General features: G+C 65.4%; 14 protein-coding genes. 2 read left to right on the top strand and 12 right to left on the bottom strand.

Annotation, left to right across the window (positions count from 1 at the left end; genetic code table 11):
* Positions 1 to 16 precede the first annotated feature (16 nt).
* Together eccA and eccE are read left to right on the top strand one after the other, a co-directional pair.
* A complete protein-coding gene (gene eccA / locus JK358_RS12285; RefSeq protein ID WP_201946911.1) occupies positions 17 to 1,852 on the top strand; it encodes a type VII secretion AAA-ATPase EccA in 1,836 nt (611 codons plus the stop codon).
* Positions 1,853 to 2,354: 502 nt separating this feature from the next.
* On the top strand, positions 2,355 to 4,028 hold the full coding sequence (gene eccE / locus JK358_RS12290; RefSeq protein WP_232851164.1) for a type VII secretion protein EccE: 1,674 nt from the start codon (positions 2,355 to 2,357) through the stop codon (positions 4,026 to 4,028).
* A 4-nt stretch (positions 4,029 to 4,032) separates the two neighbouring features.
* On the opposite strand, the gene eccB is transcribed toward eccE, so the two are convergent.
* The 12 genes from eccB to JK358_RS12350 form a co-directional block, all read right to left on the bottom strand.
* Positions 4,033 to 5,541, bottom strand: a complete 1,509-nt coding sequence (gene eccB, locus JK358_RS12295) for a type VII secretion protein EccB (protein ID WP_201946915.1) — start codon at positions 5,539 to 5,541, stop codon at positions 4,033 to 4,035.
* A gap of 113 nt (positions 5,542 to 5,654) precedes the next feature.
* Complete coding sequence (locus JK358_RS12300) at positions 5,655 to 5,987, bottom strand: hypothetical protein (RefSeq protein WP_201946917.1); 333 nt, start codon at positions 5,985 to 5,987, stop codon at positions 5,655 to 5,657.
* A gap of 41 nt (positions 5,988 to 6,028) precedes the next feature.
* Positions 6,029 to 6,304 (bottom strand): WXG100 family type VII secretion target, encoded by a 276-nt coding sequence (locus JK358_RS12305; protein WP_201946920.1) that lies wholly within the window; start codon positions 6,302 to 6,304, stop codon positions 6,029 to 6,031.
* Between the two features lie 115 nt (positions 6,305 to 6,419).
* Positions 6,420 to 7,208 carry an ESX secretion-associated protein EspG gene (locus JK358_RS12310; protein ID WP_201946923.1) on the bottom strand — a complete coding sequence of 263 codons (789 nt, stop codon included), beginning with the start codon at positions 7,206 to 7,208 and terminating at the stop codon, positions 6,420 to 6,422.
* Positions 7,205 to 8,236 carry a PPE domain-containing protein gene (locus tag JK358_RS12315; RefSeq protein ID WP_201946926.1) on the bottom strand — a complete coding sequence of 344 codons (1,032 nt, stop codon included), beginning with the start codon at positions 8,234 to 8,236 and terminating at the stop codon, positions 7,205 to 7,207. Before JK358_RS12315 ends, JK358_RS12310 begins: the two co-directional genes overlap by 4 nt.
* A gap of 15 nt (positions 8,237 to 8,251) precedes the next feature.
* A complete protein-coding gene (locus JK358_RS12320) occupies positions 8,252 to 8,572 on the bottom strand; it encodes a PE family protein (RefSeq protein WP_201946927.1) in 321 nt (106 codons plus the stop codon).
* A gap of 25 nt (positions 8,573 to 8,597) precedes the next feature.
* On the bottom strand, positions 8,598 to 9,959 hold the full coding sequence (locus tag JK358_RS12325) for a hypothetical protein (RefSeq protein WP_201946928.1): 1,362 nt from the start codon (positions 9,957 to 9,959) through the stop codon (positions 8,598 to 8,600).
* Positions 9,956 to 10,270, bottom strand: coding sequence for a hypothetical protein (locus JK358_RS12330; protein ID WP_232851165.1), 315 nt, complete (start codon positions 10,268 to 10,270; stop codon positions 9,956 to 9,958). The genes JK358_RS12325 and JK358_RS12330 overlap by 4 nt, the downstream gene beginning before the upstream one ends.
* Positions 10,271 to 10,380: 110 nt before the next feature.
* A complete protein-coding gene (locus JK358_RS12335; RefSeq protein ID WP_201946929.1) occupies positions 10,381 to 10,680 on the bottom strand; it encodes a YbaB/EbfC family nucleoid-associated protein in 300 nt (99 codons plus the stop codon).
* Positions 10,681 to 10,690: 10 nt separating this feature from the next.
* A complete protein-coding gene (locus JK358_RS12340) occupies positions 10,691 to 11,002 on the bottom strand; it encodes a hypothetical protein (protein WP_307817479.1) in 312 nt (103 codons plus the stop codon).
* 139 nt (positions 11,003 to 11,141) lie between these two features.
* Positions 11,142 to 11,918: an ESX secretion-associated protein EspG gene (locus JK358_RS12345; RefSeq protein ID WP_201946932.1), complete on the bottom strand. Its 777-nt coding sequence runs from the start codon at positions 11,916 to 11,918 to the stop codon at positions 11,142 to 11,144.
* Positions 11,915 to 13,795 carry a hypothetical protein gene (locus JK358_RS12350; RefSeq protein WP_201946933.1) on the bottom strand — a complete coding sequence of 627 codons (1,881 nt, stop codon included), beginning with the start codon at positions 13,793 to 13,795 and terminating at the stop codon, positions 11,915 to 11,917. The genes JK358_RS12345 and JK358_RS12350 overlap by 4 nt, the downstream gene beginning before the upstream one ends.
* Between the last annotated feature and the right edge of the window lie 36 nt (positions 13,796 to 13,831).

Consider the following 13,831-nt stretch of genomic DNA (forward strand, 5'->3'; position numbering starts at 1 on the left):
TCGGGGTTCGCCTAAGATGATCGACACTCGCCAGGCCCAACGTGCGTTCGATGCCGGAGTGCTGTCACTGGGTTTGAGCATCGACGGCCAGGAGTCGAACCGGGACCTCGAATACGCGAAACTCGCCTTTCAGCGCGCCACGGAATGGGATCCGACCATGTGCGACGCCTGGCTGGGGCGGGCCGTGGCGGGTGAGGTAACCACCGATGTGCTGCACAATCTCTACAAGACCTCGGCCACCACGCTTTTCCGCGAGCAACGGCGACTCGGGCTGCAACCCCGGGTGCTTGCCGGCAGGTTCCTCCCCGGCCTCTACATCGACTATCCGCTGGCCAGTCTCACCGAGGTCCATGTCGCGTACGCCGCGCATCTGATCGCCGACAAGCAGTACGACGAGGCGGAGCGGGTACTCGACGAACTCGAAACGCACCGGGCCGGGCGGGCTTCGGACCCCGACTACGCGATCGACAGCCGGATCATCGCGTACGTGCGCGGAATTCTGCACTACAACACCCAGCGCTGGCCGGATGTGATGACCGTGCTCGCCGGCTCGGCGGAGTGGGAGGACCCGTATCTGGCCGCGGGCGCACATGTGATGGTGGGCACGGCCTGTGCACAGCTCGGCTTGTTCACCGAATCCGTGCGCCGTATGGAAGCCGCTGAGGCCGGGCCGATTCCGGCCGCTCGCACCTCCGCCATGTTCTGCCGCGGATTGTGCCTGCGCGAGATGGGCAAACCCGATGAGGCGCAGTCGCTCTTCGAGAAGGTGTATTCGCAGACACCCGATTTCGAGGCCAATGCCGCCGCCATGCGGGACCGCACCTACCGCATCACCGTCACCTCTCGCGAGGTGATCGAGGCTCGGACCGACAAGTGGGATCCGGCGTCCGCGCCCTCGCTGGAGGAGAAGCTGGCCGCCGAACATGAGGACCGCGCCAAGCAGATACTCGCCGATGCCCGAGCCGAACTGGAGAAGCAGATCGGCCTGGAGGCCGTGAAGACCCAGGTGGCGAAGCTGCAATCGAGCGCTCAGCTGGCCAAGATCCGGGCGGAGAAAGGGCTTTCGAGCTCGGCGCGTGGACAGCATCTGGCCTTCACCGGCCCGCCGGGAACCGGTAAGACCACCATCGCGCGCGTGGTCGCCAAGATCTACTGCGGCCTCGGAATTCTCAAGACCGACAAGGTGGTGGAGTCCAAGCGCTCCGATTTCGTCGGCCAGCATCTGGGTTCGACGGCCATCAAGACCGACAAGCTGATCGACTCCGCGATGGACGGCGTGCTGTTCATCGACGAGGCGTACACGCTGATCCAGACCGGCCTCTCCGGCGGCGACGCTTTCGGTCGCGAAGCGGTGGACACCCTGCTGGCGCGCATGGAGAACGACCGCGACCGACTGGTGGTGATCATCGCCGGATACGACGGCGAGATCGATCGCTTCCTCGCCGCGAACGACGGTCTCGCCTCACGCTTCTCCAAGCGATTGCTGTTTCCGTCCTACGCCGCCGAGGAGCTCGGGCAGATCGGTCAGGTCATCTCGAACCGGCGCGACTCGCAGCTGTCCGACGGCGCGCTGGCCGCCCTGGTCGAAGTGTGCGCCAAGCTCTACGCGATGGAATCCACCGACCAGAGCGGCCAGCCGCGCCGCGGCGTGGACTTGGCGGGCAACGGCCGCTTCATCCGCAATCTGATCGAGGCCGCGGAGGAAGAGCGCGAATTCCGGCTCGCCAACGACGATTCCATCGATCTCGGCGCGATCGACGAGGCGATGCTCATGCGCATCGAGGAACCGGATATGCGCTCGGCATTGACGACCATCCTCACTTCCCTGGGGTTGGCGTCGGCCCTCGACTGAGAACGGCAGTATGAACAGCTACGAGAACGGTACGGAACACAACCGGAACAGTTCGGGGGGATCGTTGCAACCAGGCCAGGCACCTCCGCCGCACGGCGGAGCGCATCAGCAGTACGGCGCGCCCGTGCCCCCGCAGGGCGGACCGAGGCACCACCGCGCGCCACAGCAGCATGGTGCGCCACAGCAGCATGGTGCGCCACAGCAGCATGGTGCGCCACAGCACCGGCACAGCGCCGAGCCGAGGCACCGAGCACCCGAACACGCCGGTGTGCCACAACGAAATCCACAGCACCCGCACCCGCCCGAATACGATCAGCGGCGCCGACCGCCGGAACCGCCGCCGGCTCCACGGCCCGATCCGCGGAGCTCGCAGGAAGACGCGAATCAGCGCTCTCGCGCACCGCAGGATGAGCCGGCAGCGCCGTCGCGACCGCCCGCGGACGAGGACAATTCGAGTCGAAGCGCCGTCGAGCTCAGTTCGGACGAGATGTGGCTGTTCCGGATGATGCCGCTCCGGCTGGTGATTCCGGTCTCGCTCCTCGTCGTGATCGCTACGGTGATCTCGGTCGCGTTCGATGCGCCCTGGTGGGGCATCGCGCTGGCGGGGGTGGTTCCGGCGCTCGTGGGACTCACGCCGGTCCGCGGCGTCCCGATCGGATTGCGGCTGGCGCAGTGGATCGCGTTCCGGGTACGGCGAGCACGCCGTCGCAACCTCGAGGAACCGACGCTGGTGGACGTGCCGCTGCCGGACGGCGGCAGTTGCGGTCTGCGGTGGGACGGCTCACTGCTGACGATGATGCTGCGCATCGATCCGCCACCGGACACGCTCACGCTGCTGCGGCGTGGCTCGTTGTCCACCGATCAGGTGCTACCGCTTACCGAAATCGCCTCGTGCCTGCGGCAATACGATGTCGAACTGGATTCGGCCGACGTGATCAGCACCGGCACCCGCACCGCCAGCACCGAGGCCGTGCTGTCCGGCTACGCGGCCACGATCGCGCCGCTGGGCAAACTGTACGACGAAATCCTCGGCCCCCTACCGGCTATCGCGCATCGCACGGTATGGCTGGTACTGCGGTTGAATCCGCTGGCGAATGCCAAGGCGGTCGACAATCGCGGCGGTGGGCCGGAAGGCGCGTTGCGTGCGGCCATCATCGCAACCCGTCGCGTGGCCAACAGGCTCGCAGCGCGCGGCATCACAGCCTCGGTGCTCACCACCTCCGAAATGACGACCGCGTTGCGGGAATTGACCCGCGGCATCCCCCTCGAAGAGTTCACCGAAACTCCGAAGTCACTGGAATACAACGGAATCCATCTGACCAGCTTCCAGATCGATCCGGAACTCTTCAATTCCGATGGGCTGGCCAAGATCTGGGCCGTGCGCTGCCTGTCCACCACGGTGACCGTCCGCCTGCGCCCCGCCAACAGCTCCGCGCCGGACGGCACCGACGACCCGGCCACCATCGAGGTCGACGCACGGGTCCGCTACGACACCACACACGAACTCGACGAGCCTCCGGTGCTTGGTCTGCGGGAGCTGTCCCGGCGGCAGCTCTGGGCATTGGCCGACACGCTGTCCTTCGGCGCTCAGGAAGTCCGCCCGGGCGGCTATCGTGGCCCGCTCGACGCCCTGTCCGGCATCACGGTCCCCACGGCGGGCTGCGGCCAGCTCATCGGGGCCGACGCCGCCGGCAGTGGTATCGCGGTCCCGCTCATCGGAGACGGATCCCGCCGCATCGACATCATCGCCGACCTGTCCATGGCGCAGCAGGTGATCTTGCGCGCCATCGCTCTGGGCGCGGGCGCGGTGGTGCACACCTCCCGTCCGGGCGCGTGGCAGCAGATGATCGCGAATATCGGTGCGGCCCACGCCCTCTCACTGGCGTCCTCGGTCACCCATACCGGCCGCAATGCCACCGCGACCAGCCGGATTCCGCATCCGGCCGCCACGGTGATCGTGTTCGACGGCGTCCCGTCCGCCGCTCCCCCGGGTTCGGCCACCGTCGTCACCATCTACGAGACGGTGCCGCCGGACTACCGGCCGGAGGCGGATGTGACCATCTTCCAGCATCCGGATGCCCGGCACACGGTCACGGTGGATACCCCGGCGACCAGAACCACGGCCATGCTCGTGACCACATCCGCCGAGCAGCATTACATCGGCGCTGTGGGGTGAGGCGTCAGTCGCCGCTCGGCAGGGTGTCGTAACTCACCAGGGCGGCGCTGCGCGACAGGGTCGGCCCGGCGACGAGCTGACCGATGATCGCCCAGGGCGCCAGGTGGGGCGTCGTACCCAGACCGAGCGTCTGCGCGGTGTCCAGATCCGGAATGCCGTAGCGAATTCCGTTGTCCGCCACGTAGAACAGGCTGCCCCGTCGCGGGCTGCCCGGTTCGACACCGGTGACCCAGACGAATTCTCCGGTGGTGGGCGGTACGTACACGCTGTCCACGCGGTCACCGGTGTCGTCGGCGGACGAAAGTCCCACCGGCACGGCGGAATCGGAGATCGGCAGGCGGGTGCCGATCAGCATGCTCACCACTGCGCGATCCGCGGGTCCTTCGACCACGTCGGCCGAGGCCAGTCCGGCGCCCTGCTCCCGGGACCAGGCGATGCAGGCGACCGGATTGTCCTCCGCGCTGATGATCTTCGGGGTCTCATCGGGGAAGCCGTCCACCGGCAGCGAGTGCACCACCGCGACGCCACGCAGCATATCCGGTGTCACGGACTCGATTTCGGGCATCTGCTGCGAGTTCGCATTGCGGATCAGTTCCGCGGTGAACGACGAAATGCGCTGCACGCCATTGGCCAGCACGACGTAGAGCTCCGGCTTATCGGAGCTGCCGAGCGCCACCCGGATGACACCGCCGATCGGCACGCCGCTCAACTTGCCCGGTCCGGGCCCACCGGCCTCCGGAATCGCCGGCACCGCCAGCGCCGGGACTTCGGTCGCCGCATCGAGCAGGCCCGTGGTCACCGGGCGCGGGTTCGAACCCGACAGGTTCAAAGACTGCTCGATCGCCGAATCGCGCGGATCGACCTCGGCACGCTTGCCGTCGTAGATCAGATAGGACTTGTCGCCCTTCTTGACGTACAGGGCCACACCGGCATCCGCGCGCTTGATACGTTCGTTGAGCTCGGCCTGGCCCGAGATCACGGTTGTCGTCGCCCCCGTTGCGGAGGCCGCACCGCCGCCATCCGACAACTCGACGGTGTCACAGAGGGTCCAGTCGGCGCGCTCGCCCTGACCGGTGCCCGGCAAGGCCGCCGGCGCACCGGGGATGCCCACGATGGCCCCGCGCGGCAGCGAATTGAGCTTGTTGTCCTTGACCGACTTCGGATTTTCGTTCGAATCGACGATCAACCGGGCGGACGCCAGATTCAAGACCGGGTGCAACGTCTGCTTGGTGTCGTCGTCCTCATCGGTGACGACCACATAGAGCGCACCGCTCTCCTTGCCCACCACGATCGTCGCATCGCCGATCGACCCCTGGGGCTTGATGAACGCCATGATCGCCGCACCCGCGACCACCAGAACGGCCAGCACCGCACCCGAGATCAAGGATCGGAACTGCGCGCGCATCGGATCGTGCAGCATTCGCACATCGCGCCGAACCAACGCGTGATCGAGCCGCCGCAACAGGAAGCGGTAACCGTTGACTTGGGCGCGCGTGGTCAACTGCGCTGGCACGAATCCTCCATCAGGCCAATGGGTGAGCACGTCACAGCCGAGTGCGTCACCTGTTCAAGAGCATAGGCACCCCTCCACACTCGGAGGGGTGCCTATCGGTTCGAGCGGAACGCTCAGCCGCCGAAACCGCCGGCGACCCGACCGTCCGTGCTGAGCGCGTTGTTGATCGCGTTCTCGACCTCGTTGGCCACGCGGGTGAGCGTCGTCAGGGTGTCGGAGTACTCCCCGTTCCAGCGCACCTTCACGGCGTCGAAGCTGTTCCACGACGAGTTCTGCTCGCCGGTGACCTCGTTGGTCCAAGCATCCTTCAGCTTGGCCGACGCAGCACCGAACGCGCTGGTGGTCTCGTTGTTCGTGGTGCCATCGCCGGCCGCCGACACCAGATCGGTGTGGTACTGACGGAGATTGCTGACCAGCTCCCGCATAGTGCGTTCGTCGTAAAGCATTTCAGTCCTTTTCGAGTGTTGGGTAGGTGAGCCGGGGTCGGTCAGAGATTCGTGAGCTTCATGAATCCGTCACCGGATTCCTGGTCCATGTTCGCGAACGTGGTCTTACCGACGCCGACCTGAGCCTCGAACTCCGACAGCAGGTTCTTCAGCTTCAGCGCCTCGCCGTCCCACGCGGTGGCAGCACCCTGGAACGCGTCACCGGCGGTTCCCTGGAAGCCCTTACGGGCGGTCTCCACCGCATCCGTGATCTTGCTCAGAATGACCTGAACCGTATCGATCGCCTCAGCCATGCCCGATTGGGCGGCCGCTGTCATTTCGGTATTCGATGCAACCATCGTGTTCCCTCTTACCTTCGTGTTTCATTGGATCGACAGGTGAAACGCATTGCATCACCCGCTTCGGAGTGGATCAGCAGCCAACCAGTCCGGCTCACGGCAGCCACCTCCCCCCAGGCAGCGATTCGATCAGCCCCGAAATCGCCTGTGCGATCCGGTGATCGGTGCCCGGTGTCACGGTGGACCAGATTTGCTGGTCCGGTGCGATCGACGGGGCGGCCAGAATGCGGCCGCGATCGGTGTCGTAGACGACGACGGCTCCCGGCGATCGGTCGGTAACGCCGTCCGTGTAGGCGTATGCCACGACTTCGGCGTAGGTATGGGCGGAGGACAGGGCCAAACCGTAGGCGGCGGCATCGGTATCGGGGACGCCCAGGTGGTAGACGGCGGCGGCGTAGTCCTCGGAACTTGTCGCGGTATCGAAGCGCTCGGCCAGTTCGTGAGCAGGCGCGCTGAAGCCGACGACGTCCGCGGAGGAACAGACGCCGAGGTTGTCGAGGATGGGGCGCGCCAGAGAAGCTCCGGAGCCATCGGACCACAGCGGCTGGACGTCGATGGCGTCGCCGCGACGCACGGCTACCGCATGATGGTCGGCCCGGCGGGCAACGCAGACGCGCAGGGTGGTGTCAGGCGTGAAGATGCGCGCCGCGAGCTCGCAATCCGGCTGAGCGAGAGTGAACAGGGCTGCGGCGATCTCAGGATCGGCGTCACCGTGAGAATCGATGACGCGGGCCGCTAGCAGATCGGCGCGCGCGAGATCCTGGGCCCGCTCGTATTCGCGGTGGGAATCCTGTTGCGGGCCGATGGACAAGACCAGGGGGAGAGCCTGGATGCCGAGGTGGCCGGCCAGGGCGATAACGCCGTCATTGGTCAGCGTGGTCATCCGGTCACCTCCTCCTGCGTGGTGGGTGCGGGCCGGGACACCGGGGCTTCGACACCGGTGGTGCCGGCGTTGAACGGGATATCGACGGCGGGACGCTGGGCCGCGGGGTCGAGGCCGCCGAGCACGGCGGGAGCGACCTGCATACCGGAGGACAGACCGAGGTCCGCGTCGGTCGGGGCGACGCCGGCCAGGCCCTCGCGGGTGGTGTGTTCCTCATCGGACTGGCCGCCCGCCATGGCCGCCGGCGCCATGGGCATCGCGGAGCCACTCTGGTGGGTCGTAACCGGCTGCACCACAACCTGTTCCGTCTTGGCGGTGGTCGAATCGGTGTTGCCGCGGACGCGGAACTCCGTCTTCACCGGAGCGATGCTGATGGGCGCCATCGAATAGCCCGGCACACCCCCCTGCGGGGAGTTCGCGACCGGTTCCTCCGCGGAAACGACATTCTCGGTGGTCTGCAAACCGGCGGAAATCGGCGGCGGCGACTGCTGCTCCCACGGGGTGGCCAGATGTTCGGTGGCTGCCTCGTAGGTGCGCATCACCCGCGACGCAACGGCTTTCACGGTATCGGCATCGCTTTCGGCGAGCGCGATCTTGGCCAGCATGGGCGCGCCGAGGGCCGAGCCGACCTGTTCCAGCAGCTCACGGAATTGCTGGAGCTTCTCCACGTCACCGGCGTCCGGCATGGCCAGACGCGCGATTTCATATGCGGCGGCGTGACTTTCGGCCTGCACCGCGTTGGCCGCCGCCGCGGCCGCGGCCGATCCCAGCCAATCCCGCAGCGCGCGCAAGCGTTCGATGAACGGGCCGCTGTTCTTGGATTCCCAAGCGCTGTCGAGGGTTTCGAGGATCCGCTCGTAATCGATGGCAGCCGAACCGAAACCCGCACTCAGCCGTGCCCAGGCAAGCCCGGCTTCGGCGGCGGGCACAGCGCCCGCCCCCGTCACCAGATCCTTGGCCAGTTGCTCCGGCGGCCTGGCTTCCCACACCGTCCCCGTGAAGCCCGGATTCGTCGGTTCCAGCACCATCGACATCGAACCCGGTCAGACCGCGGTCACACCGAAGCCGAGGGCGTTGTCGTCCTCGGCCTGGCCGAAGCTCACGACCTGGGCGCGTAGTGCGGCGGCCAGCTGGCGAACCTCGGTGACGCTGTCGGCGCCGACGGTCGCGAACTGCGCGGCCACGGCGTTCAAGGTCTGCGCGGCGGCCACGGACACCTCATCCGCACCGGCCGGTGCGATGTCGAGCTTCACCTGTTCGGCGTCCATGCCGGCGGCGATGCGGTCGGCGAGCGCATCCAGCTGCGCGGCCGCGGTCAGCGCGCTCGAGGCGTCGAAGCGCACTCCGTCGAATCCGTTGCTCATGTAATTCTCCTGTCCCCCAGTGTTTTCAGAGCGTGAGCGCTTTGTCTGGTAGATCTTCTATCGGTTCGGCCGCGCCGACAACCGGAATGGACACTCCGTCGATCTGACCGACCACTTCGTCCCCGTGCGCGGCGGTGACCAGGTTTGCCCGATCGGCTGCTCCGGCCTCACCGGCGTCTCCCGCGCGCGCGGCGCCGGCGCCGGCGCCCATCGGCGACATCATCGGCGAGCTGGCGCGCGTGGTGGTAGTGCTGGATTCCTTCACGCGGCTCGCACTCTGGCCGCTGCCCGTACCCGTCGATTCGGTGGGGAGCCGGCTGGCCAGCTGACTGGCCGGGGATCCGGTGCCGCCCCCGGTGGCGGGCACGCCGGTCCCGACCACTCCGCCGCCGCCACCGGCATCGGTGGTGTCGTCGGTGACCGTCGTCAGACCCGAATCATCGGTGACGGTCGTGTCGTCGGTCGTGGTGTCGTCGGTCGTGGTGTCGTCGGTCGTCGTGTCGGTACTGAGCAGATTGCTGATTACGTTCCCGCCCTGCGTGACGGCCTCACTGACGACTTCGGTACCGGAGGACACCACGGTCGCGCCCTTCTCCAGCACCTGCGTCGCGACCGACGGGGCCACGCTCGTCAGAGGCTGGATCGCGGCGTTCACCATATTGGTCAGCTGCGCGATATTGGAACCGATGGGCGCGCCCGCCACCATGAGCTTGGTTCCGGCGGAGATCATCTCCACGGTGTGCACCGACAGCTGCGCCTGCGTCTTGGCCGCGATCACCGCGACCTCGCCGATGGCCTGGGTCGCGGTGGTGATGAGCATGGGCAGTCCGGCCGGCGTGGCCAGCAGGGTGATCGACGCGGTCAGCTGGGCGATGAATTTCGCGATGACAGCGCTGGCCTCGGCGTAACCCTGCGCGACCACGCCCTGTGCGACCAGCAGAATCACCTTTTGCTGCTGCCCCTGCGTGGCAACGTTGACGCTGTCCGTGACGACCTGCTGACTCTGCTGCGCCGCCGAGTTCGCGGCATCGCCGATCCACGTGTTGGAAACCTTGCTGATCGAGGATTCGCTCTGCGTGATCACCGAGGTCAGCACGTCCGCCACTCCGGACAGGATCGCTGAGGGATCGAAATCCCCCAGCGCGTCCAGGGTTCCGGTGCCGAACGAGGAGAGCAGATCGACCGCGGGCTGGATCAGCGTGGTCAGATCGATGGTCGGCAATTCCGGCATCTGCAGACCGGACAGGTCGGGCAGGCTGAATGTGGGCAACTGCGGCAACTGCGGCAGGCCGACGGTGCTCAGCACATCCGCCACCGGCATGTCCAGCATCGGCGCGACCGGACTTGCCTGCAGCGCCTCGAGTACGGTCGGGTTCTGCTCCGTCACAGGACGGTGGATAGGAAGCTCACGGCCGAGGTGACCTCATTGGACCCGTACTCGCCCACGGCGGCATAGGCGGCGGTCGCCGCGCTGGCGTGCACGGCGGCGATCTCCGCCGAGGACAGCAGAAAATTGCCCTGCGCGAGCGCGAATGCCGCCAGGAAATCCTGACCGATCAATCCGAAAACCGGAACGGCCTGCGAGAGCGATGTGACCACATCGGCCGCCGCCATCCCCGCGACCTGCGTTGCCTGCGTTGCCTTCTCGGTGCCGTACGTCAGAATCGGCGCGAATTCCGCTGCTACGTGGTCCGCCATGATCGTCCCTCCCACTATCAATGATCTTGCTGAAGCCTACAATCACGAATTTGTCTGCGCCAGACGACAATAGGCGAATATTGTCACAGAACTACGTGAACGACGCAGTTCTATCCGGCCATCTCCTCGTTGAACTGCCGCACCACCGCGGCCCGCCGCTCGAACGCCTGCCTAGCCGCCGCGGCCGCCGTCCGCACCACGATTCGCTCGAACTCCTCGGGCGTCATCCGGGATACGGCCGAACTGAACTGCAGATCCTTGAGCGCGCCGTTCCCGTCGACCTCGGCGGTGACGGCTCCGTCCTCCGACGTCTCGCGTCCCCTGACCGCTTTCATCTGATCCGCCAGATCCTGAAACCGGTACATCTGCCGCCGAACTCGCTCCTGGAGTTCGTCCATCGACGAAACCACGCGCCCCTCCTCACACCGTCCGAAGCCAGCTCTGCGGCTCGGTATCGTAATACTGTTCCTCGACGATTTCCTGTCGAGCAACCTCTGCCTCGGTCGGAAGGCCAGCAGCGGCCAGGGTTTCGGCATTCACACCCGCGGCTTCGAGCTGCCGGCGCCGCGCCAGGCCGGCCCGATTGGCGGCCCGCTGGCACAGCCGCAGCAACTCCGCGGCCAACTGCTCCGGATCCCGGCGCAACTCAGCGGAATCCACCTTCACCGCCAGCGGAATGCCCTGCTCGGTGACCCGTATCCGAATCGAACCCGTCGTGTTCGCCGCGGTCACCGACGGCCATTCGCCCTCGGCCGCACCGGAACTCGCCACCCCCGTGTCGGACATGAACCGATCCCTCCCAGCTTGTTTCAGTACAGACACCATACGGTATGGACGGGGACGGAAATATTCTCCGAAAGGGGGTGGCGAATCACTGGCCCCGCTCATCCTTGATCACACGGATCACCTCGGCGACATAGCCGTTGAGCACGGAGACGAAGCCGGCGCGATCCACCCCCCGCGCCTGCGCGGGGTTCTCGGTGAGAACGTAGCGGCCGTCGTCGGTGAGATCGCGGAAGCCGACCTGGTGACGGGTGACGCCACGAGGTCCGTAGATCGACCGCCCCTGCACGATCTCGATCGAGCCGGCGGTGGTCACCTCGGTTCCGAAGAATGCTCTTGCCCGGGCGATCGCAGTGCCGGCCGGCGCGGAGACGACCGACCTGCCGAATTCTCGGTCCAGGCCGTCTTCGTCGGCGTCCAGTTCAATGGCACCGCGCCTGCCGGACTCCACCGCGGGCATGGCGTCGACGACGGCGTCGGCCAGCCGCAGGGGATCACATTCGACAACCGTGTAGCCGCCTCTGTGCCAGTACGTTTCACCAGAGAGCTGGGTGATCACGTAGCCCTTCGCGCCCTTTCTGGTCGCGCGAAGGCTGGTCACCGAATTCTTGCCGAACCGATCCTGTTCATTCCAGCCGGAAGCAGTCAGGTAGAGATCGGGATTCACCATGGCATCGAAGAGCAGGTGGAAATCGCCAACTTGCTTGCGACTCAACCCTTCCCTGGCCACCCGCAGTTCGGCCTCGAGTTCATCGGCGGTCCGAGTCGCCGAAGTGAACAGGAACGGGTCCGGGAGCTCGTCCTTCGCCTGATCCATCCACAGCGTGTAGAACTCGGCCTCGCTGAACCGCCATCGCATGGTCATTTCTCCGCCACCGCGTTGACGGCCGTCGGCGTATCACCGAGGGCAGTATCGAGATGCTCACCCGAGTTGAGGTAGTCGGCCCGCTTGTGTTCCTTCTGCTGGCCGCCCTGCGAGGCGCCCGACATGGGTGAACCCATCATCGGACTGCTTGTGCCGCTGCCGTATCCGGATGTGGAGGCAAGCCCCGCCCGCGACGTGGAGGACGTGGTTGTGGTTGTGTTGTCCGTGGAATCCGCAGTCACCGCCGCGGCGCGTGGGAACAGCTGCGTCTTCGGAACCTGCAGCGACGTCCCGCCGCCCGCACCCGTTCCGCCACCGCCTCCACCGCCTCCGCCCGTCAAACCGGCGAGGTTGGTGACCGGAACCTGATCGGTCGGCTGGACATCCTCGTTCGTCGTGTCCACAACATCGTCCAGTGTCTGGTCGGTGAGCTGCGTCAAACCCTCGCTGATGACGGTCCCGATCTGCTCCACCGCCTGCTGCACCGCCTCGACTCCCGATTCCAGGAGGGTGCTTCCCTGATCGAGAAGTGTTTTCAGCAATTCCTGGGTGGTGTCATCGGTTACCGGCTGATTCGTCACGGGCTGGTTCGTCACCGGCTGATCCGTTACGGGCTGGTCGGTGACCGGGTTCGTGAGGTTGGGCTGTCCGGTGGTCAGGTTGGGAGCCTGGGTGGAAGGGTTGCCGTTGTTGGTCAGAGGATTGTCGACCGCCGGCACTTTGACTTCCATCGACTTCAGGTCCGGAATCAAGGGAATATTCTTGCTCGATTCATTCGCACCTACGACATACCAGTTGTCCCATGCCTGCCGCAATACCTTCATATACTCGTTGATGGTGTGCTCGCTGAGCTTGGACCTTCCCGTAAATTCCGCCTTGTAGGACGAAATAGATTTATCCGGAAGAAAGTTCTGCAGCCTCTTCAGCCACCCGTGAGTAAACGCATAATTGTCACTCATAAGATCCATCGTATTGGCCAGCGCAGTTGCACAGGTGAGATACTTCTCGATGGTAAGCTTGGCCTGCGCAGAGGCCGGAGATGCCCATACTTCCTCCAACAGGGAAGTATTCCCCTGATAGCCCGGCATCAGATACTTCTGCGCTCCACTTCTGAACTCATCGACACCGGTCACCAGGCACCTTTTGGCAGTAAGCCAGGCTTGGGCGAATGTCGACAATTGATTCAGAGTAGCAGACTGCTCGTTGATATATTTCCAGTGATTGTAGAAATCGTCCCAATGATATTGAATGCCGGGTTCCGGGTTGACCTTGTTGACCGGATCACGCTCGACACCCTCTTCCCGGGCCTTCCCAAGCTCGGTCAATTGACTGGTCTTGGTCAGCAGGTTGTCATAATCGGTCCTGGATGTTCCTGACCATCCGTATTCGTCCCCGCGCCCGGATTGCTTCCACCCCGGCAACTCCACTTGCTCGAACGAAACCGTCGGATTCCCCGCAGCACCGACGAAACCGTTGAAGGCGGCACTCAACTGCTGGTCGGTGCCCTTGCCACTCTTGAAGGCATCCGCCGCCGCGGAATCCATGCCGGTATAGCTCGCGCCTGCGGCGACGAAAGCCTGCCCCAGATCGGTCAGAACAGTCTGATGCTCGGTCAGCACAGTCTCGACAAGCCTCTGAGCAGCAGAGTTGTATTTGCCTGCCAGCTCCCGACCGGAATCCCGCTGGTTCAGCGGCTCCAGGTTCGTCGTCGATTTCACGAAATTGAGTGCTGCGTTCACATAAGTCAGCATGTTCGCACACTGTGACGCCATGGTTGTCGCAGCGTCAGGGTTGAAATACACACCCTTGGAAGAGTCTGGATTGAACCCGCCACTGCGCGCATCGTTCTTGATACCGGCTGCGACACTGTCCGCCATCGATTTCCCTCCCCGGTGGGCCGGTCACCGGCACCG

The sequence above is a fragment of the Nocardia acididurans genome (assembly GCF_016741815.1).
Classification (GTDB): domain Bacteria; phylum Actinomycetota; class Actinomycetes; order Mycobacteriales; family Mycobacteriaceae; genus Nocardia; species Nocardia acididurans.

Bases quoted from the DNA above. Each gene is read 5' to 3' on its own strand.
- eccA (WP_201946911.1), top strand. From the start codon at position 17: ATGATCGACACTCGCCAGGCCCAACGTGCGTTCGATGCCGGAGTGCTG.
- eccE (WP_232851164.1), top strand. From the start codon at position 2,355: ATGATGCCGCTCCGGCTGGTGATTCCGGTCTCGCTCCTCGTCGTGATC.
- JK358_RS12300 (WP_201946917.1), bottom strand. From the start codon at position 5,987: ATGCTTTACGACGAACGCACTATGCGGGAGCTGGTCAGCAATCTCCGT.
- JK358_RS12305 (WP_201946920.1), bottom strand. From the start codon at position 6,304: ATGACAGCGGCCGCCCAATCGGGCATGGCTGAGGCGATCGATACGGTT.
- JK358_RS12310 (WP_201946923.1), bottom strand. From the start codon at position 7,208: ATGACCACGCTGACCAATGACGGCGTTATCGCCCTGGCCGGCCACCTC.
- JK358_RS12315 (WP_201946926.1), bottom strand. From the start codon at position 8,236: ATGGTGCTGGAACCGACGAATCCGGGCTTCACGGGGACGGTGTGGGAA.
- JK358_RS12320 (WP_201946927.1), bottom strand. From the start codon at position 8,572: ATGAGCAACGGATTCGACGGAGTGCGCTTCGACGCCTCGAGCGCGCTG.
- JK358_RS12330 (WP_232851165.1), bottom strand. From the start codon at position 10,270: ATGGCGGACCACGTAGCAGCGGAATTCGCGCCGATTCTGACGTACGGC.
- JK358_RS12345 (WP_201946932.1), bottom strand. From the start codon at position 11,918: ATGACCATGCGATGGCGGTTCAGCGAGGCCGAGTTCTACACGCTGTGG.
- JK358_RS12350 (WP_201946933.1), bottom strand. From the start codon at position 13,795: ATGGCGGACAGTGTCGCAGCCGGTATCAAGAACGATGCGCGCAGTGGC.